The sequence below is a fragment of the Vogesella margarita genome (assembly GCF_028548475.1).
GTDB lineage: Bacteria > Pseudomonadota > Gammaproteobacteria > Burkholderiales > Chromobacteriaceae > Vogesella > Vogesella margarita.
This window is the reverse complement of record NZ_JAQQLE010000002.1, coordinates 81,604-103,558: the sequence shown is the minus strand read 5'-3', so window position 1 is coordinate 103,558 and position 21,955 is coordinate 81,604. Positions and strand designations below refer to the sequence as shown.

At 66.5% G+C, this 21,955-nt stretch carries 19 protein-coding genes and 2 pseudogenes; 12 read left to right on the top strand and 9 right to left on the bottom strand.

Going from position 1 to position 21,955, the window contains the following annotated elements:
* Positions 1-13: 13 nt before the first annotated feature.
* Entirely contained in the window at positions 14-883 is an 870-nt protein-coding gene (locus PQU96_RS02995; protein WP_272770775.1) for a D-hexose-6-phosphate mutarotase, read from the bottom strand.
* A 124-nt stretch (positions 884-1,007) separates the two neighbouring features.
* Between PQU96_RS02995 and PQU96_RS02990 the strand changes: the two genes are divergently transcribed.
* The 7 genes from PQU96_RS02990 to PQU96_RS02960 all read left to right on the top strand — a co-directional run bounded on the left by PQU96_RS02990 (position 1,008) and on the right by PQU96_RS02960 (position 9,304).
* Positions 1,008-1,706: a dienelactone hydrolase family protein gene (locus PQU96_RS02990; protein ID WP_272770774.1), complete on the top strand. Its 699-nt coding sequence runs from the start codon at positions 1,008-1,010 to the stop codon at positions 1,704-1,706.
* A gap of 66 nt (positions 1,707-1,772) precedes the next feature.
* Positions 1,773-2,498, top strand: a complete 726-nt coding sequence (gene hutC / locus PQU96_RS02985; RefSeq protein ID WP_272770773.1) for a histidine utilization transcriptional repressor HutC — start codon at positions 1,773-1,775, stop codon at positions 2,496-2,498.
* Between the two features lie 197 nt (positions 2,499-2,695).
* A complete protein-coding gene (gene hutI, locus PQU96_RS02980; protein WP_272770772.1) occupies positions 2,696-3,931 on the top strand; it encodes an imidazolonepropionase in 1,236 nt (411 codons plus the stop codon).
* A gap of 3 nt (positions 3,932-3,934) precedes the next feature.
* A complete protein-coding gene (gene hutG, locus PQU96_RS02975) occupies positions 3,935-4,867 on the top strand; it encodes a formimidoylglutamase (protein WP_272770771.1) in 933 nt (310 codons plus the stop codon).
* 92 nt (positions 4,868-4,959) lie between these two features.
* Positions 4,960-6,648, top strand: coding sequence for a urocanate hydratase (gene hutU, locus PQU96_RS02970; RefSeq protein WP_272770770.1), 1,689 nt, complete (start codon positions 4,960-4,962; stop codon positions 6,646-6,648).
* Positions 6,649-6,734: 86 nt separating this feature from the next.
* Positions 6,735-8,270: a histidine ammonia-lyase gene (gene hutH, locus PQU96_RS02965; RefSeq protein WP_272770769.1), complete on the top strand. Its 1,536-nt coding sequence runs from the start codon at positions 6,735-6,737 to the stop codon at positions 8,268-8,270.
* A gap of 176 nt (positions 8,271-8,446) precedes the next feature.
* The gene (locus PQU96_RS02960; RefSeq protein WP_272770768.1) at positions 8,447-9,304 is read left to right on the top strand and encodes a DUF3800 domain-containing protein; all 858 of its coding nucleotides are present in this window, start codon (positions 8,447-8,449) and stop codon (positions 9,302-9,304) included.
* A gap of 630 nt (positions 9,305-9,934) precedes the next feature.
* Here PQU96_RS02960 and PQU96_RS02955 read toward each other — a convergent pair.
* From PQU96_RS02955 to PQU96_RS15975, 3 genes and pseudogenes are all read right to left on the bottom strand, one after another.
* Entirely contained in the window at positions 9,935-10,132 is a 198-nt protein-coding gene (locus PQU96_RS02955) for a DUF1059 domain-containing protein (protein ID WP_272770767.1), read from the bottom strand.
* A gap of 213 nt (positions 10,133-10,345) precedes the next feature.
* Positions 10,346-10,834, bottom strand: a pseudogene (locus PQU96_RS15980) (methyl-accepting chemotaxis protein); the annotation flags it as partial.
* 54 nt (positions 10,835-10,888) lie between these two features.
* Positions 10,889-11,662: pseudogene (locus PQU96_RS15975) on the bottom strand (PAS domain-containing protein); the annotation flags it as partial.
* A gap of 294 nt (positions 11,663-11,956) precedes the next feature.
* Here PQU96_RS15975 and PQU96_RS02945 point away from each other — a divergent pair.
* Complete coding sequence (locus PQU96_RS02945) at positions 11,957-12,757, top strand: MOSC domain-containing protein (RefSeq protein ID WP_272770765.1); 801 nt, start codon at positions 11,957-11,959, stop codon at positions 12,755-12,757.
* Positions 12,758-12,933: 176 nt separating this feature from the next.
* On the opposite strand, the gene PQU96_RS02940 is transcribed toward PQU96_RS02945, so the two are convergent.
* A complete protein-coding gene (locus PQU96_RS02940; protein ID WP_272770764.1) occupies positions 12,934-14,034 on the bottom strand; it encodes an NAD(P)/FAD-dependent oxidoreductase in 1,101 nt (366 codons plus the stop codon).
* Positions 14,035-14,215: 181 nt separating this feature from the next.
* Here PQU96_RS02940 and PQU96_RS02935 point away from each other — a divergent pair, with 181 nt between their 5' ends.
* Entirely contained in the window at positions 14,216-14,956 is a 741-nt protein-coding gene (locus tag PQU96_RS02935) for a sporulation protein (RefSeq protein WP_272770763.1), read from the top strand.
* 85 nt (positions 14,957-15,041) lie between these two features.
* Here PQU96_RS02935 and PQU96_RS02930 read toward each other — a convergent pair whose 3' ends face one another.
* Positions 15,042-16,466, bottom strand: coding sequence for an aminotransferase-like domain-containing protein (locus PQU96_RS02930; protein WP_272770762.1), 1,425 nt, complete (start codon positions 16,464-16,466; stop codon positions 15,042-15,044).
* A 221-nt stretch (positions 16,467-16,687) separates the two neighbouring features.
* On the opposite strand from PQU96_RS02930, the gene PQU96_RS02925 reads away from it, so the two are divergent.
* The gene (locus tag PQU96_RS02925) at positions 16,688-17,869 is read left to right on the top strand and encodes a benzoate/H(+) symporter BenE family transporter (RefSeq protein ID WP_272770761.1); all 1,182 of its coding nucleotides are present in this window, start codon (positions 16,688-16,690) and stop codon (positions 17,867-17,869) included.
* Positions 17,870-18,041: 172 nt separating this feature from the next.
* Here the strand turns inward: PQU96_RS02925 and PQU96_RS02920 are convergent, their stop codons facing one another.
* A complete protein-coding gene (locus PQU96_RS02920; RefSeq protein WP_272770760.1) occupies positions 18,042-19,190 on the bottom strand; it encodes an HD-GYP domain-containing protein in 1,149 nt (382 codons plus the stop codon).
* A gap of 146 nt (positions 19,191-19,336) precedes the next feature.
* Here PQU96_RS02920 and PQU96_RS02915 point away from each other — a divergent pair, with 146 nt between their 5' ends.
* The gene (locus tag PQU96_RS02915) at positions 19,337-19,939 is read left to right on the top strand and encodes a phosphorylase family protein (RefSeq protein WP_272770759.1); all 603 of its coding nucleotides are present in this window, start codon (positions 19,337-19,339) and stop codon (positions 19,937-19,939) included.
* A 99-nt stretch (positions 19,940-20,038) separates the two neighbouring features.
* Here PQU96_RS02915 and PQU96_RS02910 read toward each other — a convergent pair whose 3' ends face one another.
* On the bottom strand, positions 20,039-20,434 hold the full coding sequence (locus tag PQU96_RS02910; protein WP_120812830.1) for a ribonucleotide reductase subunit alpha: 396 nt from the start codon (positions 20,432-20,434) through the stop codon (positions 20,039-20,041).
* Between the two features lie 277 nt (positions 20,435-20,711).
* Between PQU96_RS02910 and PQU96_RS02905 the strand changes: the two genes are divergently transcribed.
* Entirely contained in the window at positions 20,712-21,314 is a 603-nt protein-coding gene (locus tag PQU96_RS02905) for a CBS domain-containing protein (protein ID WP_272770758.1), read from the top strand.
* Positions 21,315-21,488: 174 nt separating this feature from the next.
* Here PQU96_RS02905 and PQU96_RS02900 read toward each other — a convergent pair whose 3' ends face one another.
* Complete coding sequence (locus PQU96_RS02900) at positions 21,489-21,953, bottom strand: Lrp/AsnC family transcriptional regulator (RefSeq protein WP_272770757.1); 465 nt, start codon at positions 21,951-21,953, stop codon at positions 21,489-21,491.
* Between the last annotated feature and the right edge of the window lie 2 nt (positions 21,954-21,955).

Sequence of the window (21,955 nt, the reverse complement as noted above, 5' to 3'; positions counted from 1 at the left end):
AGGTAAAGCGCGATTATAACGCCGCGACGCGCAGCTGCTGCGTCAGACTGTGCGCCTCGCCGGCCGCCAGCACCCGCACATCGGCGCCGGCATTGGCCGCCTCCACGCACAGGAAGTGCTGCCAGCCGTCATCGGGCAGGTCGCCAAGGCTGGCCGCGCCCTGCTGCCACGGCGTCCACAGCACGGTACTGGCGCTGCCGCTGCTGGACAGCTGCAGCCGGCGCTGCCAGCCGCCATCCTCCAGCTGCAGCGGTGCGGCACTGGCCAGCACCGAATCGGTGGCCGCCTGCGGCGTCCAGTCGCCGTCCGGCCAGGTCTTGAACTGGCCGTCGAGCTTGTCGTGGTACGGCGCCTGCGCCACACCGTGCAGGCGCAGCTGGCGGATGTCGCTGACCGCGACATAGCTGTGCAGCGCCTGGCTCAGCAGCTGCGCTGTCTTGCCGAGGTTGCGCGTGGTCAGCGTCAGCGACAGCTGTGCCGGCGCCAGCTGCAGCGTCAGCGACGCCTGCAGCTCGCCTTCGCGCGGGCCGTTGAGGCTGAGATGGAAGCCGTCGTCGCTGCGCGCCACCGCGTTTACCGTCCACAGCGCGGTACGCGCCACACCATGCTGCGGGCGACTGCTGTCGGCAGGGTGGGGGCCGAACCACGGCCAGCACAGCGGGATACCGCCACGGATGGCCTTGCCCGGCTGCAACGTCGCCTGCGGCGACAGGTAGAGCAGCGGCTGGCCGCCGGCGGGCGTGAAGTCGAGTAGCTGGCCGCCATACAGGCTGAGCACGGCGCTGAAATCCGGGTGGCTGAAGGCGAGGCCGGGCATGCCGGGTGCCAGTTCGATGGCACGCACGCCGGCGGGCAACAGGTCGGGATGGACGGGGTGGGTCATGATGACATCCTTGCAGGCGTTGTAGCGGTGTGACGGCTACAATGCATCAGTTTCTGCCGGCTTGCCAAGCGCGTTATGCCGCCGGCGTTCTGCGTTCCAACCCTGTACCTTAAGGAGTCATGCCGTGAATTCACGCTGGATCGACATTCAAACCGCACAAGGCGAAACCTTCTCCGGCTACCTGACGCTGCCGCCGACCGGCAGCGGCCCCGGCATCGTGCTGGTGCAGGAGATCTGGGGCGTCAACGAGCACATCCGCGCCGTGGCCGAGCAGTACGCGCTGGACGGCTACGTGGTGCTGGCACCGGACGTGTTCTGGCGGCTGAGCCCGCGCGTGGATCTGGCCTATGACGACGCCGGCACGCAGCAGGCCTTCGGCTACTACCAGACGGTGGACACCGCGCTGGCCGCCAGCGACGTGGCGGCGGCGGTCGCCACCCTGCGCGCCCTGCCGCAGGTCAGCGGCAAGGTGGCGACGCTGGGCTTCTGCCTCGGTGGCCAGCTGGCGTTCCGCGCCGCGGCGTTGAGCCAGGCCGACGCGGCGGTTTGCTACTACGGTGGCGGCATCCAGCAGCACCTGGATGTCGCCGACAGGATCACCATGCCCATCCTGTTCCACTACGCGGCGCAGGACGCGCACATCAGCCAGGACATGGTGGCGCAGGTGAAAAAGGCCTTTGCCGGCAAGCCGAACGCGCAGTTTCACGACTACGCCGGCGTCGACCACGGCTTCAACTGCTGGGGCCGCCCGATGTACGACCAGCGCGCCGCGGCGCTGGCCCACGGCCGCAGCCTGCAATTCCTCGCCGAACACCTCGACTGAGGCCGCGGCGCGACCGCCCGCCAGCGGTCGCGCCTTTTTCCGTCCGTTTCAGCTTACAATCGCCGCATGAGCACGCCCAAACCCGCCTCCAAGCCGCACTACCTGCGCATCCGCGATTTCATTCTAGACGGTATCAAGAACCGCAGCTTCGCCCCCGGCGCCAAGATCCCGCCCGAGGTCGAGCTGGCGAAACAGTTCGGCGTGTCGCGCATGACCGTCAACAAGGCGATCCGCGATCTGGCCGAGGCCGGCGTGCTGCTGCGCTACGCCGGCGACGGCACCTACGTCGCCGAGCGCAAGGCGGAATCGCCGCTGCTGGACGTCAACAACATCGCCGAAGAGATCGCCAGCCGCGGCCATGCCTACCGCGCCGAGGTGCACTTCGTGCGCGAGGAGGCCGCCAGCGAGGAAGTGGCGCTGCGGCTGGCGCTGGGTGTCGGCATGGCGGTGTTCCACTCGCTGATCGTGCACTTCGAGGACGACACCCCGATCCAGATCGAGGATCGCTACATCAATCCGCAGTGGGCGCCGGACTACCTGGCGCAGCAGTTCCAGCGCGAAACGCCGAACGCCTACCTGATGCGCACCTGCCCGCTGACCGATGTCGAGCACACCGTCGAGGCGGTGCTGCCGGATGAGCAGGCACAGCAGCTGCTCGGGCTGCAGGCCAGCGAACCCTGTCTGCGCGTGCTGCGCCGTACCTGGTCCGGCAAGCACCTGGTCAGCTTCGCGCGGCTGCTGCACCCCGGCGCCGGCTACAAGCTGCGCTCGCAGACGCGGGTACGCAAATAGTAAATGTATATACATTTACGCAACAGCCAAAAAAAGGCCACGCCAGCGCGTGGCCTATTGTTTTTATTGGCTTTTTTATTACATTATCGGCCCGGCGGCTAGCCGGCCGCAACTCCCCCCGCTGCAGAAAAATCTTGACGGCCGCCTTGCGATCAACTAAATGTATATACAATTAATCGCAAAACAGCGGACACCCCATGAACAGCAGCAGCGACACCCTGTGGATCAACGCCCGTCTCGCCACCTTCGACGCGGCCAACCTTGCGCCGTATGGCGCGCTGGACGGCCACGCACTGTGGCTGCGTGACGGCCGCATCCACGCCATCCTGCCGCAGCACGAGGCGCTGGCCGCCTTTACCGGCTGCGGCGAGGTGCTGGATGCCAGGGGTGGCTGGATCACCCCCGGCTTCATCGACTGCCACACCCACCTGGTGTACGGCGGCAACCGCGCCGCGGAATGGGAAAAGCGCCTCACCGGCGTGCCGTACCAGCAGATCGCGGCCGAAGGCGGCGGCATCATCTCCACCGTGCGCGCCACCCGTGGTCTGGACGAGGACGAGCTGGCACTGGTCAGCCTGCCGCGCCTGAAGGCGCTGATGAAGGAAGGCGTCACCACCATCGAGATGAAGTCCGGCTACGGCCTGACGCTGCAGGACGAACTGAAGCAGCTGCGCGCCGCGCGCCGGCTGCAGGCGGCGCTGCCGGTGGAAGTGGCCACCACGCTGCTGTCCGCCCACGCGCTGCCGCCGGAATTCGCCGGCGATGCCGACGGCTACATCCGCCACGTGTGCGAGGTGATCATCCCCGCCGCGGCGCAGGAAGGGCTGGCCGAAGCGGTGGACGTGTTCTGCGAAGGCGTCGGCTTTTCGCCGGCACAGACCCGCTGCGTGTTCGAGGCAGCACAGGCGCATGGCCTGCAGGTGAAGGGTCACGTCGAGCAGCTGTCCAACCTGCATGGCGCCGCGCTGGTCGCCGAGTTCGGCGGCCTGTCCGCCGACCATATCGAATACCTGGACGACGACGGCGTGGCCGCGCTGGCCAAGTCCGGCACCGTGGCGGTGCTGCTGCCGGGCGCCTACTACTTCCTGCGCGAAACGCAGAAACCGCCGGTGGAGAAACTGCGCGCCGCCGGTGTGGCGATGGCGGTGTCCACCGACCTGAACCCGGGCACCAGCCCGTTCGCCTCCATCCGTCTGGCGATGAACCAGGCCTGCGTGCTGTTCGGCCTGACGCCGGAAGAAGCGCTGCGCGGCACCACCCGCCACGCGGCGCAGGCACTGGGCCGTGGCGCCACGCACGGCCAGCTGGCCGCCGGCTTTGTCGCCGACCTGCTGCTGTGGGACATCGAACATCCGGCCGAGATCGTGTACGGCCTCGGCACCAACCCGCTGACCCGCCGCGTGTTCCGTGGCGTGGTGCAGCACGAAGGATAAGCAATGACGATCGACATGAGCATGTGGAGCGGCCGCATCGACGCCGCCGAGGGCGACGCCGCCCGCCGCTGGCACCAGGTGGTGCAGCCGCTGGCTGCCGGCGCCGCCCCGGGCATCGCCATCCTCGGCTTCGCCTGCGACGAAGGCGTGCGCCGCAACCAGGGCCGCACCGGCGCTGTCGCCGGCCCGCTGGCACTGCGCAAGGCTTTGGCCAACCTGGCCTACCACCCGACACTGCCACTGTATGACGCCGGCACCATCAGCTGCGACGACGGCGACCTCGACGCCGCGCACCAAAGGTTGGCCGCACGCGTCAGCGCCATCGTCTACGCCGGCCACCTGCCGCTGGTGCTGGGCGGCGGCCACGAGACCGCCTTCGGCCACTGGCTGGGCCTCGCCGACGCGCATCGCGACAAGCGTATCGGCATCGTCAACTTCGACGCCCACTTCGACCTGCGCAGCGCGGCGGAAGCCACCAGCGGCACCCCGTTCGCGCAGATCGCCGCCGAGTGCGCCAAGCGCGGCCAGCATTTCCGCTACCTGTGCCTGGGCGTAGCCGAAACCGCCAACACCCGCGCGCTGTTCGAATCCGCGGCCAACCTCGGCGCCGAATGGCGACTGGACAGCGACATGACCGCCTGGCAGCTGGCCGATGCCCGCCACCAGCTGGCCGAGTTCATCGACAGCGTGGACGTGGTGTACCTGACCATCGACCTCGACGTATTGCCGGCGGCACAGATGCCGGCGGTGTCGGCGCCGGCCGGTTACGGCGTCGACATCAGCGTGGTGGAAGCGCTGGTCGGCAAGATCGCCAAGAGCGGCAAGCTGGTCGGCGCCGATCTGGTGGAATTCAATCCCAATTTTGACCAGGACAGCCACGGCGCCAAGGCCGCCGCGCGACTGGCATGGTCGATCACGCGCCAACTGCGGCGCTGAACGGATCACCGTCACCGGATGACAGGCCGGTGCGGACCCAAGCAGTGAATAAAACCTGACAAACAGCACAAACCAAACTAGGAGCAACTCCCATGACTGACCCACGTTTCGACGCTAGCCGCGTCATCCGCGCCCCGCACGGCACCGAACTGCACTGCAAGAACTGGATCGCCGAAGCGGCCTACCGCATGATCCAGAACAACCTCGACCCGGACGTTGCCGAGAACCCGCAAGGTCTGGTGGTGTACGGCGGTATCGGCCGCGCGGCGCGTAACTGGGAGTGCTACGACCAGATCCTGGCCAGCCTGAAAGACCTGAACGAAGACGAAACCCTGCTGGTGCAATCCGGCAAGCCGGTCGGCGTGTTCAAGACCCACGCCAACGCCCCACGCGTGCTGCTGGCCAACTCCAACCTGGTGCCGAAATGGGCGAACTGGGAACACTTCAACGAACTGGACCGCAAGGGCCTGTTCATGTACGGCCAGATGACCGCCGGCAGCTGGATCTACATTGGATCGCAGGGCATCGTGCAGGGTACTTTCGAGACCTTCGTCGAAGCCGGCCGCCAGCACTACAACAACGACCTGTCCGGTAAGTGGATCCTCACCGCCGGTCTGGGCGGCATGGGTGGCGCCCAACCGCTGGCCGCGACCCTGGCCGGTGCCTGCTCGCTGAACATCGAATGCCAGCAGAGCAGCATCGACTTCCGTCTGCGTACCCGCTACGTCGACAAGCAGGCGCGTGACATCGACCACGCGCTGGAACTGATCAAGGAACACACCGCGCGCAAGGAAGCGGTGTCCATCGCCCTGCTGGGCAACGCCGCCGAAATCCTGCCGGAGCTGGTAAAACGCGCCCAGGCCGGCGGCATCAAGCCGGATCTGGTGACCGACCAGACCTCCGCCCACGACCTGATCAACGGCTACCTGCCGATCGGCTGGACCGTGGAACAATGGAAAGATGCACAGACCAAGCCGGAACTGCACGCCCGTCTGACCGACGAAGCGGCACAGAGCTGCGCCGTGCACGTACAGGCGATGCTGGACTTCCAGGCCATGGGCATCCCGACCGTCGACTACGGCAACAACATCCGCCAGGTCGCCTTCGACAAGGGCGTGAAGAACGCCTTCGACTTCCCGGGCTTCGTGCCGGCCTACATCCGTCCGCTGTTCTGCGAAGGCAAGGGCCCGTTCCGCTGGGTGGCACTGTCCGGCGATCCGGAAGACATCTACAAGACCGATGCCAAGATCAAGGAACTGTTCCCGGACAACAAGCACACCCACCGCTGGCTGGACATGGCGCGTGAGCGCATCAGCTTCCAGGGCCTGCCGGCACGTATCTGCTGGCTCGGCCTCGGCGAGCGCCACCTGGCTGGCCTGGCCTTCAACGAAATGGTCAAGAACGGCGAACTGAAAGCGCCGATCGTGATCGGCCGCGACCACCTGGACACCGGCTCGGTAGCCAGCCCGAACCGCGAAACCGAAGCCATGAAGGACGGCACCGATGCTGTATCCGACTGGCCGCTGCTGAACGCGCTGCTGAACACCGCCGGTGGCGCCAGCTGGGTATCGCTGCACCACGGTGGCGGCGTCGGCATGGGCTACTCGCAGCACTCCGGCATGGTGATCGTGGCTGACGGCACCGACGCCGCCGCCGAGCGCCTGGCCCGTGTGCTGGTGAACGACTGCGGCTCCGGCGTAATGCGCCACGCCGACGCCGGCTACGAGCAGGCGATTGCCGCGGCCAAGCGCTTCGGCCTCAAGCTGCCAATGATCAAGTAATCCGCGTGCGGCCAACCCGCAAGGTTGGCCGCAGCACCGACACATCTGTCGCGGCCGCTAGCCGCCGCGCAAAAGGAAAGACCATCATGACCACCATTACCATCACCCCGGGCAAGCTGACGCTGGCCCAACTGCGCCTGATCGCCCGTGACGCTTCCGTGCAGCTGGCACTGGATCCGGCCGCCCACGCCGCCATCGACGCCTCCGCCGCCACCGTGGCACGCGTGCTGTCCGAAAACCGCACCGTATACGGCATCAACACCGGTTTCGGCCTGCTGGCCAACACCAAGATCGCCGCCGACGAACTGGAACTGCTGCAGCGCTCCATCGTGCTGTCGCACGCTGCCGGTATCGGCGAGCCGATGAAGGACTCCACCGTGCGCCTGGTAATGGCGCTGAAGATCAACTCGCTGTCGCGCGGCTTCTCCGGCATCCGCCGCCTGGTGCTGGAAGCGATGATCACCCTGTTCAACAAGGGTATCTACCCGGTGATCCCGCAGAAGGGTTCCGTCGGCGCCTCCGGCGACCTGGCCCCGCTGTCGCACATGAGCGCGGTACTGATCGGCGAAGGCGAAGCCTTTGTTGACGGCAAGCGCGTACACGGTGGTGACGCCATGCGCGCCGCCGGCCTGCAGCCGATCGTGCTGGCGCCGAAAGAGGGCCTCGCGCTGCTGAACGGCACCCAGGCATCCACCGCCTTCGCGCTGGAAGGCTTGTTCGCCGCCGAAGACCTGTACGTGGCCGCCTCCGTCGCCGGCGCCATGTCGGTGGAAGCCGCCCAGGGTAGCCGCACCCCGTTCGATGACCGCATCCACCAGGTACGCGGCCACAAGGGCCAGATCGACGCCGCCGCGCAATACCGCGCGCTGCTGGGCGCCGGCTCCGAGATCGCCGACAGCCACGCCAACTGCGGCAAGGTACAGGACCCGTACTCGCTGCGTTGCCAGCCACAGGTGATGGGCGCCTGCCTGACCCAGATCCGCCAGTCGTCCGAAGTGCTGCTGGTGGAAGCCAACTCCGTTTCCGACAACCCGCTGGTCTTCGCCGACGACAACGACATCCTGTCCGGCGGCAACTTCCACGCCGAACCGGTGGCCTTCGCCGCCGACAACCTGGCACTGGCGATTGCCGAAATCGGTTCGCTGTCCGAACGCCGTATGGCGCTGTTGATCGACAGCAACCTGTCCAAGCTGCCACCGTTCCTGGTGAACAACGGCGGCGTGAACTCCGGCTTCATGATCGCCCAGGTGACCGGCGCGGCACTGGCCTCCGAGAACAAGTCGCTGGCCCACCCGGCCTCCGTCGACAGCCTGCCGACCTCCGCCAACCAGGAAGACCACGTGTCGATGGCTACCTTCGCCGGCCGCCGCCTGCGCGATATGGCCGACAACACCGCCGGCATCCTGGCCGTCGAACTGCTGGCAGCCTGCCAGGGCGTGGACTTCCGCGCCCCGAACAAGGCGGCAGACAAGCTGGAAACCGCCAAGGCCATGCTGCGTGCCGAAGTGTCGTTCTACGACAAGGACCGTTACTTCGCGCCGGACATCGAAAAGGCCTGCGCGCTGATCCAGCGTGCCGAGTACAACCGCTTCGCCATCGACGGGCTGCTGCCGTCGCTGTAAGGGTAGGGTGAGCTTGCGGCCAAGGTTGGCCGCAGGGGGATGTGAACAAGGGCAAGCCTGATGAGGGCTTGCCCTTTTGTCATTATTGAACGAGTATGATGTTTGGCTGATTGGTATGTGGTCAAGGGTAGGTTGGGTGCCTATTAACAAGTTAGTTTCTGCAAGGAGCCAAGTACATGCATTTCTTTTATCTAGATGAAAGTGGAGACTCAGGAGCAAACTTAAATGATATACAGCAACCTATATTCGTACTAGCTGGATTAAGTGTTGCAGACAAGAAATGGAACAATACAAAAGAAAGATTAGATGCAATAATTTCAAACTACTGCGGTGGAGAAATACCAGCAGGATTTGAGATTCATTCGCATGAGTTGCTCTCACCCAATGGTGAAGGTCATTTCGCTGGCCATCCCATAGCTAACCGATTACAGCTAGTAAGATCATTACTGGGATTGATTGAAGATCTTGGTCATCAAATACAATATTTTGCGATAGAAAAATCTTTACTTGCTGCTTCGAACTGTCAGTACCAAACTGTCTACAATACGAAGCACCCTTATTTACTTGCATTTGATTATTTAATTACTTACATGAACTGGCATATTAAGGAAAATTTAGGTCAGTCCGCTCGGGGGATGATCGTGCTTGACGAAAAAGAAGAACATCACGAAAGCGTTGAGCAAATCATTCAAAATAGGCGCTTTGAAGTGCCAAACAATCAAAAAATAAAATGGATTGTTGAGTTTAGCTATCCAATAGATTCGCGTAAAAACCCCATGATTCAATTGTCAGATCTAGTCGCTCTTTGTATCAGGCGTTTCCTTGAAATCGAGAAGGGTTACAAACCAAATATACCTGATGTAGTAAGGAATTTTTATGCCGAATGTTTTAACATAATTGACAAGAGGGTAAAAAGCAGAAATATTATTGAGCGAGAAGGAAGGAATCTCAATCATTTGAATAATCATTTGGTGAATTCACAATGTAAGCCGAAAGCTCAATGGCGGCGGGCCTATGGCATTCAACGCAATTAAAAAACAACTGCACCGTGGTAATTCGAGATTGTAGGCTGCTACTGAGCTTGCGAAGCCTAGCGTTTACTGCGTAGCAATAACAAAGGTTGGCCGCAAGCCGTCACGGCTTTGCGGCCAACCTTGTTTCTATCTGGTGACTCAGCTACGCTGATGTTTTTATCTGCCGCTTTCCGCGCGGCGGCGGCTCCCTTTCTTTTGCTTCGCCAAAAAGAAAGGAAGCAAAGAAAAGGCGACCCGAAGGCGCCGGAATTCCCGCAAAAACGGTCACCAGCCCGGCGCCGCCCATACGCTGCGCTCAAAAGAGGGCGGCTTGTTTCCGGGCTGGCGGCCGTTTTTACGGCCGGCACCAACGGGAGCGGGGCGCGATGGTACGGTGCCGGCTGGCGATTGAAATGGCTTGCGGCCAACCTTGTTTTTCATTCCTTGTCTCGGGTTTCGCAGCCAAAGCCGCTTTTGCCTTTGTCCGTGTCTTTCCGTGTGCTTCCGTGGCAAAAATCAGCTGCGTAGAGTCCGCCCACCCGGAGGCCCGACGTTCACCGCGTATGAACAACAAAGGTTGGCCGCCGAACAGCCGCTGTCAGACACGACAACGGCTCCCGCGGGAGCCGTGTGTGCCGTGCGCAAGGCGCGTCAGTGCATGGGCTGTTCTTCCTTGAACATCTTGCGCAATTGCGCGCGCAGTTCCGGTGTGTCCTGATAGCCGTGTACCGCAACCGCGTGTTGTACGGCGGCGGCGAGCAGTTCGTCTTCGTTGTCGGCGGCAATCGAGACGGTGCATTGCGGCGGGCTGCCGCCATGTTCGCGGCAGTCGATGAGTTTCCTGGCCATGATGGCTCCTTCACCCCTTCGGGACGTGTCCGCCAGCGGCTGGCGGCACCCCGGTTCCAGAGATGGAATTCTCCTTATCCGTTACCGAGTTATAGCACTGCCCCTGCGTTCGCGGTGTGCGCCCGGCGCAGGCTGCCCGCTGCAAAAGCCGGGCTGAAAACGGCCACGCCACGGCAAGCCGTGGCCTGGTGACGGGCAAAGGCGGACAGGGTGTCAGGAGGGCAGGTGGGCGAACTTGCCGATCGCGTCCACCACCTTCTGCACGCCGCCGCGGATCTGGGTGATGGTGTCGCCGGCGCCCTGGGTCAGTTCCACGCTGCTGCGCGCCTGGCTCAGGATGTCGTCCATGTTCAGCACCGCGGTCTTGGTCTGTTTCTGGATGTCCGCCACCATGCCGGCGATTTCGGTGGTGGAGGTGGTGGTGCGCTCCGCCAGCTTGCGCACCTCGTCGGCCACCACGGCAAAGCCGCGGCCGGTCTCGCCGGCACGCGCCGCCTCGATGGCGGCATTCAGCGCCAAGAGGTTGGTCTGGTCGGCGATGTCCTTGATGGTCTGCACGATGGAGGTGATCTGCTCGGAGCGGGCGCCCAGCTGCTGCACATTGCGCCCGGCCTGCTCGATGCTGCCGGCCATCTGCCGGATTTCGGCCACGCTTTGCTGGATATTGTGCACGCCGTGATCGGACAGGTTCTGGGTCTCCTGCCATGAGCTGTACGCCACCATCACCGTTTCGCGGTCCTGCAGCTGTTCCTGCACGCGGGCGGTGACGTCGGTCGCGAACTTGATCACGCCGATCACGCGCTCCTCGTCGTCGAAGATCGGGTTGTAGCTGGCCTCCAGCCAGCGCTCGCTGCCGTCGCGCGCCAGCCGCCGGATGCGGCCGGAGAAGTATTGGCCCTGGCCCAGCGTGCGCCACAGCTGCTGGTACTCCGGGCTGTTGGCAAAGGCGGGGTCGCACAGCAGGCGGTGCGGTTTGCCGCGCAGGTCTTCCAGCCGGTAGCCCATGGTGGCGAGAAAATTGTCATTGGCGGTGGTGATGTTGCCGTCGGGCGTGAACTCGATCACCGCCATCGCGCGGTTGATCGCGGCATTGATGGCACGGTCGTGGCGCGCGAGGGTGACGCGCTCGGTGATGTCGGTCGCGCATTTGATGAAGCTCTTCACCTTGCCGTCGCTGTCCAGCACCGGGCTGTAGGTCGCTTCCAGATGGATCGCCTGGCCGCTGGCCGTCTTGCGCTGGATGCGGCCGGAGAAGGGTTCGCCGCGGCGCAGGCGCTCCCAGAAGCGCTGGTAGTCCGGGCTGGCAGCGTAGCCGGCATCGCAGAAGAGGCGATGCGGTTTGCCCTGGATCTGCGACAGGCTGGTATAGCCCATCACCTGCAGGAAATTCTCGTTGGCCCCGGTCACGTTACCGTCGAGGTCGAAGGTGACGGTGGCATTGGCGCGCGCGATCGCGCTCTCGACTGCCTGCAGATCGTGCAACCGGGCTTTCAGATCTGCGATTTCCTGTTTGAGTCTGGCATTGAACATGACGACGATACCTCTTTGGCACTACAACGCTCAGGGCCCGATACCGCGCCCTCCCCAGTGAGTCTGCGTATTCCGCTGCGGCGCTTTGGCTCGACGTTATGAATGGCGGCTTACCGGTGTTTTTATACAGAACCGCATTATGCCAATCAAGATTTTGTTGATCTTTGTCATTGTTTTACAAGTAATTGTTTTCTCTAAAAATAATTATCCCTCGCGCCGTTAATGCGCACGGCATTGAGATGTCGGCAGACAATGGCTAAGCTTGCCGTTTCCATCCCGAGTCCGGAGCCTGCCATGGCCCTTAGCCAGCTGTTCGTCCATCCGCTGAAATCCTGCCGCGGCAATACGCCGCACCAAGCCGAGGTCACGCCGCAGGGGCTGCGCGACGACCGCGTGTGGCTGGCCAGCCGCGCCGACGGCCAGTTCATCAGCGCACGCAGCCACCCGCGGCTGGTGCAGGTCGGCGTCACACGGCAGGACGACGGCCAGTGGTGCTTCACCGCGCCGGGGATGCCGCCACTGCTGACCAGCCCGGCCGACTACCGGCAGCGGGTGCCGGCCACGGTGTGGAAGTCCGCGTTCAGCGCGCTGCACGGCGACGCGGCGGCCGACGCCTGGCTCAGCCACTACCTGGGCGAGCCACTGCGGCTGCTGTGGTTGGGCGAATCCACCCGCGTGCAGAAGACCACTGCCGATACGCTGTCCTTCGCCGACGGCTATCCCTACCTGCTGCTGAGCGAGGCATCGCTGGCTGATCTCAACAGCCGGCTGGCGCAACCGGTGACCATGCGCCACTTCCGCCCCAACCTGGTGGTGGACGACACCTTCCCCTTTGAAGAAGACGAGTGGCGGCGTTTCCGCATCGGCGCCGTCGAGTTCGAGGTGGTCAGCCGCTGCACCCGCTGCGTGCTGACCACCGTCGATCCCGACAGCGCGCAGCCCGATCCGCAGCGGCAACCGCTGGCGACGCTGCTGGGCTACCGCCGGCGGGAGGAGGGTGTGTGCTTCGGCGTGAACGTGATCGCGCGCAACAGCGGCACGCTGCAACTGGGCGACGCGGTGGAGGTGCTGGACAGTGCGCTGGCCTTCGACTGAGAGCGTCGCCCGTCACGGCCGCGCGGCCCGGCCATGAGCGTGCCCGCCGACCTGCTGCCCGCTGGCCAGTTCCGCGAACGCCACCAGCGGCAATGCCGCGCGACGCCCGCCGCACTGATCGCTGCCGTGCCACGGGTGCAGCCGCCATCGAACGCGCGGCACGCGAGGCCGGCTGATCACCAGTACTGGCGGCAGCGGCGCAGCACCTCGTCGGCGATGGACAGGCAGGCGGTGAGGCCGGGCGATTCGATGCCGAACAGGTTGATCAGGCCGCGGATGCCGTGGCCCTCCTGGCCCTGGATCAGGAAGTCGCCCTCCGGCTTGTCCTCGTTGAGCACCTTGGGGCGGATGCCGCTGTAGCTGGGCGACAGCGCGCCCTGCGGCAGCTGCGGCCACCAGCGGCGGATGCTGTGGTAGAAGCCGTCGACGCGCTCGGGATCGACGCTGTAGTCGAGATGGTTGATCCACTCCACATCCGGGCCGAAGCGCGCCTGCCCGGCCAGATCCAGCGTCAGGTGGATGCCGAGCCCGCCCGGCTCCGGCAGCGGATAGATCAGGTGCGAGAACGGATGCCGCCCGCTCAGCGCGAAGTACACGCCGCGCGCGTAGCGCACGCGCGGAATGGTTTCATGTGGAACACCGCGCATCTTCGCCGCCAGCACGTGGGCGGTGAGGCCGCCAGCGTTGACCACGGTGCCGGCCAGCAGCTCGGTACCGTCGACGAACAGCAGCATGCCGTCCTTGGTCTCCTGCCCGCCGCTGACGCGCGACTGCAGCGCCAGCACCGCGCCGGCAGCCTCGGCGTCGGCCAGCAGCGACAGCATCAGCGCGTGGCTGTCGACGATGCCGGTGCCCGGCGAATACAGCGCCGCGTACGCCTGCAACGCCGGCTCGATCCCGGCCAGCACGCGGCGGTCCATCCAGGTCAGGTCGGTGACGCCGTTGACCAGCGCCTTTTCCTGCAGCGCGATCAGCCGCGGCATCTCGCTCTCGTCCACCGCCACGATCAGCTTGCCGGTCTGGCGATGGGCGATGCCGCGCTCGCGGCAGTAGCGGTACAGCATCTTCTTGCCGCGCAGGCAATGCAGCGCCTTCAGGCTGCCGGCCGGGTAGTACATGCCGGCGTGGATCACCTCGCTGTTGCGGCTGGAGGTGTGCTGGCCGAAGCCGGACTCCGCCTCCAGCACGATCACCTCGCGGCCTTCCTGCGCCAGCGCGCGCGCCACCGCCAGGCCCACCACCCCGGCACCGATCACTACGCAATCGACTTTTTCCATCGCTGTCTCCGTTGTCGTGGCGACGTTTTACCCCGATGCCGCGCGGGGGTAAAGCCGGGTTCACGCCGGCGGCCACATCCGGGAAATTTCCGCTACCCTGCGCCCGCACCGCCCGCCGGCGGAACCCGGTCGCGGCGGCGTGGTCTGCCACGCTGCCTCCCTTACATTTCACGGATCAACCATGTTCAAGAAACTGCTCGCTTCCATCGGCGTCGGCGGCGCCAAAATCGACACCCGCCTCGACAACCCGCGTCTGCGTCCCGGCGAGGTGCTGTCCGGCCACGTGCTGGTGCAGGGCGGCAACGCCGACCAGGACATCGAGAAGATCGAGCTGGTGCTGATGACCGAGGCGGAACAGGAAGCCGGCGACCACGAGGCGCGCGGCGCCATCGCGCTTGGAGTGATCCGCGTCGCCGAACGCTTCACCATCCGCGCCGGTGAAACGCGCCAGCTGCCGTTCCAGCTGCTACTGCCGGCGGAAACCCCGGTCAACGCGCTGCCGCACTACGGCCGAGCGCTGCCGGTGTGGATCCACACCGACCTCGCCATCGCATCCGCCGTCGACGCCAACGACCGCGACCTGCTGGAAATCCACCCCACAGCCCAGATCGCCACGCTACTGGCCGCCTTCGAGCAGCTGGGCTGGCCGCTGTACAGCACCGACGTCGAGGTCGGCACCGCCCGCGTCGGCAACGTGACCAGCACGCTGGGCTGCTACCAGGAGTTCGAGCTGAAGCCGCGCGGCGGCCATTTCCGCATCCAGGAGATCGAGCTGACCTTCATCCCCTACGGCCACGACACCCACGTGCTGGTCGAGGTCGACTCGCGCTTCGGCGGCGACGGCTACCTGGTGCTGCAGATGGGCGCCGATTTCGCCAGCTGCGACTGGGTGGCCGAGCTGCGCCAGCGCCTGGCGCTGTAAACGGCCGCCGCCACAACGAAAAAAGCCGCGTCGGTCCGACGCGGCTTTTTTGCGGCCAACCTTGGCCAGCCTCCTTATCGCCGGCTCAGCCCGCCAGCGCCAGCTGCCCCAGCCGCGCGATCGCCGCCACCAGCGCCGGGGTGAAAGGTTGGCCGCAATTGATGCGCAGGCAGTGGCCGAAACGCGGCGTGGCCGAGAACGCGACGCCGGGGGCAAAGCTGATGCCCTCCGCCAGCGCGCGCTGCAGCAGACGCGTGCCGTCCACCGTCTCCGGACACTCCACCCACAGCACCACGCCGCCCTGCGGCCGCCGCACGCGGGTGCCGCGCGGAAAGTGCTGCAGCACCGCGTCGGCGGTCGCTGTCATCTGCGCCGCCAGCTGCAGACGCAGGCGCTGGCTGATGCGCGCGTAGTCGCCACTGTCGAGCACGTCGGCCAGCACCACCTGCAACAACGGCGACGACACCAGCGTGCTGCTGGCGCACAGCCGCGCCAGCGCGCCGTGGTGGCGACCGGCGGCCAGCCAGCCGAGGCGGAACGACGGCGCGAAGCTCTTGGTGAACGACGCGCAGTAGATCACGTCGCCGTCGCGGTCCCACGCCTTCAGCGGCGTCGGCCGCCCGTTGCCGTAGTGCAGGTCGCCGAACACGTCGTCCTCGATGATGGTGACGCCGTGCTTGCGCGCCAGCGCCAGCAGCCGCTTCTTGTTGTCATCCGGCATCAGCGCGCCGGTCGGGTTCTGGAAGTTGGGCACGCACACCAGGCATTTCACCGCCGGGCCGTGGTGCAACGCGAATTCCAGCGCCTCCAGCGACAGCCCGGCCTCCGGCGTGCACGGGATTTCCAGCGCCTTCAGCCCCAGCCCCTCCAGCGTCTGCAACAGGCCGAAATAGACCGGTGTTTCCACCGCCACCGTGTCGCCGGGGCGGGTCAGGTGGCGCAGCGCCAGGCTGATGCCCTCGGTAATGCCATGGGTGAGCAGGATGCCGCCCTCGTCCAGTGCCAGGCCGCGCTCGGCGCCGAGGCGCACCAGCGCCGCCAGCAGCCGGCGCTGTTCGCCGGCCGGCAGATGGGCGCCGATCAGCTCCGGCTGCCGCGTCAGCGTCAGCTGCAGGCGCCGCGCCAGCTCGGCGGCCGGATACAGGCTGGCGGCGGCTTCGGCCATGTGCAGCTGGGTGTGGATGCGTTCGTCGCCCAGCTGCAGCAGGGTGGACATGCGGCTGCTGACATCAACCAGCGCCGCGGCGCTGGGCAGCGGCGCGGCGGTTCCGGGCGACGACGGCGCCGCCGGCAGCGCGGCAAAGTAGCCGGCGCGCGGCCGCGCCAGCACCCGCTGCTGCTGTTCCAGATAGCGGTAGGCGGCCAGCGCGGTGAGGGTGTTGACGCCGAATTCGGCGGCCAGCACGCGCACCGCCGGCAAGCGGCTGCCGGGCGGGAATTCGCCGCTGTCCAGCCTGGCACTCAGGGTCGCGGCGATGTGGCGGTAAACGGGGAGGGGGGTTGGGTCCATCCTGCTGTTATATAGAACAGCGGCGCGCGGCGCCAGCCTGTTGTAGCCGGCTGTGGCAGGTTGGCCGCAACCGCGCACCGTACAGTGGCGACACCACGGCAGTCCGGTCGCCGCGCTACCCGCACCGGCAGCGTCCACCGACGCCGGATGCCGTCCACCGCGCCGCCCTCTGCATTACCCATGCGCGCGGCCGGCGGCGGCCTCTGACCTGAAGGACTACCATGTTCAAACACCTACCCCCGTCGACCCTGATCACCGGTGTACTGACCATTGCCGTCGGCTACACCGGCCCCTTTCTCATCATCGTGCACGCCGCGCAGCAGGCCGGGCTGACCCCGGCGCAACTGGCCTCGTGGCTGTGGGCGGTGTCACTCGGCTCCGGCGTCGCCGGGCTGTGGCTGTCCTGGCGCTGGAAGATGCCGGTGATTACCGCGTGGTCCACGCCCGGCGCCGCGGTGCTGCTGGCGTCCCTGCCCGGCGTGCCCTACGCGGAGGCCATCGGCGGCTTCGTGCTGGCCGGCCTCGCGGTGTGGCTGGTCGGCGTCAGCGGCGCCTTCGATGCGCTGATGAAGCGCTTCCCGCCGGCGCTGGCCGCCGCGCTGCTGGCCGGCATCCTGTTCCGCTTCGTGGTGGAGCTGGTGCCGGCGGCGCGCGATCACGCCGCGCTGGTGCTGCCGATGGCGCTGGCCTTCTTCGCCGGTCGCCGGCTGTGGCCGCGCTACGCGCTGATGGCGGCGCTGCTGCTGGGCTGCGCGCTGCTGGCGCTGCAGGGCGGTTTTGCCGCCACGCCAACGTTGGCCGCCACCGCCAGCGGCCCGCAGTGGACCACGCCGCAATTCAGCGTCGCCGGCCTCAGCAATATCGCGCTGCCGCTGGCGCTGGTGGCGCTGACCGGCCAGTTCCTGCCCGGCATGGCGGTGCTGAAAAACGACGGCTACGAGCTGCCGGCACGGGTGCCGGTCAGCCTGCTGGGCGGCGTGTCGCTGCTCTTGGCGCCGTTCGGCGGCCACGGTGTGGTGCTGGCGGCGATTACCGCGGCGATGTGCACCGGCCCCGAGTGCCATCCCGATCCGCAACAACGCTGGAAGGCCGGCGTGGTGGCGGCGCTGAGCTACCTCTTGGTGGCAGCGGTGGGCGGCTCGCTGGTGGCGCTGCTGCTGGTGCTGCCCAAGGCGCTGGTGATGGCCGCGGCGGCGCTGGCGCTGTTCGGCACCCTGGCCTCGTCGCTGAGCGCGGCGCTGGGCAATGACAGCCAGCGCGAGGCGGCCTTGCTGACCTTCGTGGTGGCGGCGTCCGGCGTCAGCATCGCCGGCATCGGCGCGCCGCTGTGGGCGCTGCTGGCCGGGGTCGCCGCCAGTGCGGTCTTGCGTTGGCAGCCACGGCTGGCGCTGCGCGGTGCCTGAGGCGGGATGTCATGAAGCAATGAATCGGCAAGGCTTGCGGCCAACCTTGCGCCTCAGCGTGTATTCACCATCCCGCGCGCTCACGCGATGCAAGGCAAAAATGGCTGGGAAAACGGCGTTTAACCGGATATGAAGCAGCAGGATCAAGTGGCAGCAGATTGTGAACAGGCGCTCAGCGCCGCTGCCACAGCCGGATCAGATAGGCCGGCTTGACGCCGGTGCTGCCGCGGCCGACCGCCTTAGTGATGCGGAAGCCCAGCTGGCGGGTGTCGCGCAGCAGCGGCTCGGCGTAGGGCGGGCCGTCACGGCGGCGCAGCGCCGCCACCCGCGGTGTGTTGGCACTGTCGCCGCGGTAGGTGACCACCGCGATCTCGCCGCTGGCCAGCTCGACGAAGCTGCCCGGCGGGTACACGCCCAGCTCCTTCACCAGCGCCGCCAGCTGCGCCGGATCGTGGCCGCCGGCCGGATCGCGGAACAGCGTCGCCAGCACCTGCGACGGCAGCAGGCGCCCGCTTTCCACCTGTTCCCCGATCTGGTCCAGGAGCGCCAGCAGGCGCGCCAGCGGCTGCACCTCGTCGCCACAGAGCGCCTGCGGATAGCCGCTGCCGTCCGGCTTCTCGTGGTGGCACTGCACCAGGCTGTGCCACAGCTCGTCGTCGATGCCGGCCTCGCGCAGGATGGCGGAGCCGATCACCGGATGGGCGAGCAGCGCCGCGTTCTGCGCCTCGCTCAGCGGCTCGTCCTGCAGCCGCAGCTTGCCCAGCAGGCCAATGATGGCGATATTCATCGTCAGCGCCGCGCCGCAGGCGCTGTAGAGCGTCGCCGCGTCCAGCCCCAGGCGGCGGCCGAGCACCGCCAGCGTGGTCGCCACCCGCAGCCCGTGCGCGGCGGCGGGCAGGCGGCTGTCCAGCAGCAGGCTGGCCGCCAGCATGCCGTCCGGCAGGCGCTGGCACAGCTCCAGCAGGCTGGAAACCACCTCGCGCAGCGCGCTGCCCAGACCGCGCACCGCCAGGCCGTGGCTGAGCAGGCCCTCGACGCGGTGCAGCAGGAATTCGAACTCCACCAGCGGATTGCTCGGCTGCGCCAGACTGTCCTGCTGCCGCCGCGCCGCGCGTTCCTGTTGCTCGCGCTCCAGCCGCGCCGCCACCGCCTCGCTGTCGCCGTGGCCGGCGTCGAGCAGCTGTTCGCGCTGCTCCGGGGTCAGCACGTAGTGGCCCTTCTTCAGCAGCAGGATGCCGCTCTCGTGGTAGACATCGACCGGCAGCGGTTGGCCGATACGGACGAGGGAGGAAGGCAGTCGGGTTTTGGCGGGATCGGCCATGGCGATGGCACCGGGAAACGGGATTATTCAGTAATGGCTCAAATTCCGGAAAAGAATACCACTAAATGCAGGCCGCAGCCGCCCGGCCGCGCCGGCCGCTGTGGCATAGTGGCGGCTGTTCCTTTACCCCGAATCCGCGAGCCGTCATGAGCATCTGCATCCTGTTTCCCACCGCCACCGAAGCGCGCCAGTTCCAGCATCCCGGCGTCGACACCGTGGTCAGCGGCGTCGGCCTCACCGCCACCGCCTACGCCACGCTGAAGGCGATCCGCGAGCAGCGGCCGTCGCTGCTGATCCTGGCTGGCATCGCCGGCGTGTATCCGCAGGCCGGGCTGGACATCGGCGAGGTGGTGCTGGTCAGCTCGGAGGTGGAGGGCGATCTCGGCTTTTTCACGCCGCAGGGCTTTACCCATCTGGCGCAGCTGCCGCTGGAGATGGCGTTCGAGCGCCGCCATACGCTGCACTGCCCGCACCTGCCGGCAGCAAGCACGCTGCGCCGCGCGCGCAGCCTGTCGCTGAACGCGGCGCTGGCGCCGTTCGTGGACAGCAGCGAGGTGGAGATCGAGAACATGGAGGGCGCCGCCTTCTTCCACGTCTGCCTGCAGGAAAACGTGCCCTTCATCGAGCTGCGCGCCATCTCCAACGTGGTGCAGCCGGGGCACGACGACTGGGACATGGACGGCGCGGTGAGCGCATTGCACGCGGCGCTGCACCAGTTACTGGCGCAGTTGCCGGTAGTAGAGACGTAAACCCTCGTTCCTGATGCGGCCGGCCGTGTACCGGTCCACACGCAAAAACGGCCCGCCGCAGGAATCCCTGCCCGGGCCGTTCGGCATGGTGCTGCTTATTTACAGGAACTGCAGCAGCGCGCCGTCGCGGTTGAATGCCAGGTAGCGCGCCACGTCGCCGCCGGTCTGGATGGTCTGCACCATGCGCTTCAGCGGGCCGTCGGCGTCGGCGCTGCTGCTGCTGTCGATGGCGGCGACGAACACCAGCTGCCAGCGCGCGTCCAGCGCGTCGGCGTCCTGCGCCAGCTGCGCGAAATCGCCCAGCTCGGCCGGCGTCTTGTCCACGCACAGGATGGGTTGCAGGATGCCGCCCTCGCCGGCGGCGAAGCGTTCCGCTTCCTGCGCGCTGTGGTCGTCGTGCAGGCGGCGCTGGCAAAAGGCGAACAGCAGGCGTTGCGGGGTCGGCTGGGCGCGGGCGGCGGCCAGCAGGCTGGCGAAATCGGTAATGGCGGTCATGGCGGGTGGTCCTGGTACACGGGGCGGGACTGCCAGTGTATAAGCGGCGGCCACTGTTGCCGATACGCCAAAAGACGGAGCCGGCTAGCTCCTGTGGTTGACGAAAATCAGCCGCCGGCCACGAAAAACACGCCAGGCGCCGGAAAAGCATGTTTAGATAAAGCAACCGGGGCGCAAATGGGGAAGCGTGATCGTGTCGCCCCGGTACCGCGCACCGCCGCCGCGACCCCGGGTCCGGCGCGCGGCAAAACCAGAACACAGACGAGGAGCGCCCGCCATGGACACCCAGTACCAAGCCCTGACCACCCTGACCCTGCCGCAAACCACCGACCTGATCCACGTCGACCAGCGCCCGCAGCGCACGCTGACGCTGAAAAGCCCGGCGCTGGAGGTGATGACCGACCTCAAGGTGATCGACCCGGTCAGCATCTGCGAGGACGCGCTGCTGCACGACGCCCACGAGCGCATGGTCAGCCACGGCATCCGCCTGCTGTTCGTCACCGACCGCGACGGCGCGCTGACCGGCCTGCTCACCGCCTCCGACGTGCTCGGCGAGCGGCCGATGAAATGCATCCAGGAACGCGGCAAGCGCCACGATGAGTTGCTGGTCTCCGACGTGATGACGCCGCGCCGCGAGCTGGAGGCACTGGACATGGCCGAGGTGGCGCATGCCAGCATCGGCCAGCTGGTCGCCACCATGAAGCACACCGGTCGCCAGCACGCGCTGGTGGTGGAGCTGAACGGCAGCAGCAAGCATCTGGAAGTGTGCGGCCTGTTCTCCACCTCGCACATCGCGCGCCGGCTCGGCATCTCGCTGAACTTCATCCGCGTGCCGCAGGCCTTCGCCGAGATCGAACACGCGGTGCTGCACGAAGACTGAGCCGCGGCGCCTTAAGCTAAGCCGGACAATATTGCGGCCAACCTTGGCAAAGGTTGGCCGCAGTCATTTGCAGGGCCGCGGCCAGCGCCGCGAACCAAGCCTCGCCGCGCACCCGTGCCAAGGTGCGCCGACGCAGACCGTACCCGTCGTACGGCGGGGTCTGCTTGGCGGCGCTCAGTCCGGATCGGCCGGCACCGCGGTGCGGTACTTGCAGGTATTGATCACCACCAGTGATTCGAACTCGCGCACGTGCGGGTTGTTCATCAGGTGGGCGCGGGCGAAGCGCTCGTAGTCGCCCATGTCGCGCACCAGCACGATCAGCACGAAATCCGGCCGCCCGGTGACGTTGTAGCACTCCATCACCTCCGGCGCCGCCTCCATCGCCGCCTTGAACGCGTCCACCAGCGGCGCCTGCGCACGCTGCATCATCACGTTCACCACCAGCCGCAGCGTGCGCCCGAACAGCGCCGGATCGACCAGCGCCACCTCGCGCCGGATCAGCCCTTCGCTACGCAGCCGCTTCAGGCGGCGGGTGACGGCGGTGGGCGACAGGTTGACCGCCTCGGCCAGCGCGTCGTGGGTCTGGCGCGCGTCGTCCTGCAGCAGCGCCAGCAGTTTGCGATCGTAAGCATCCAGCATGT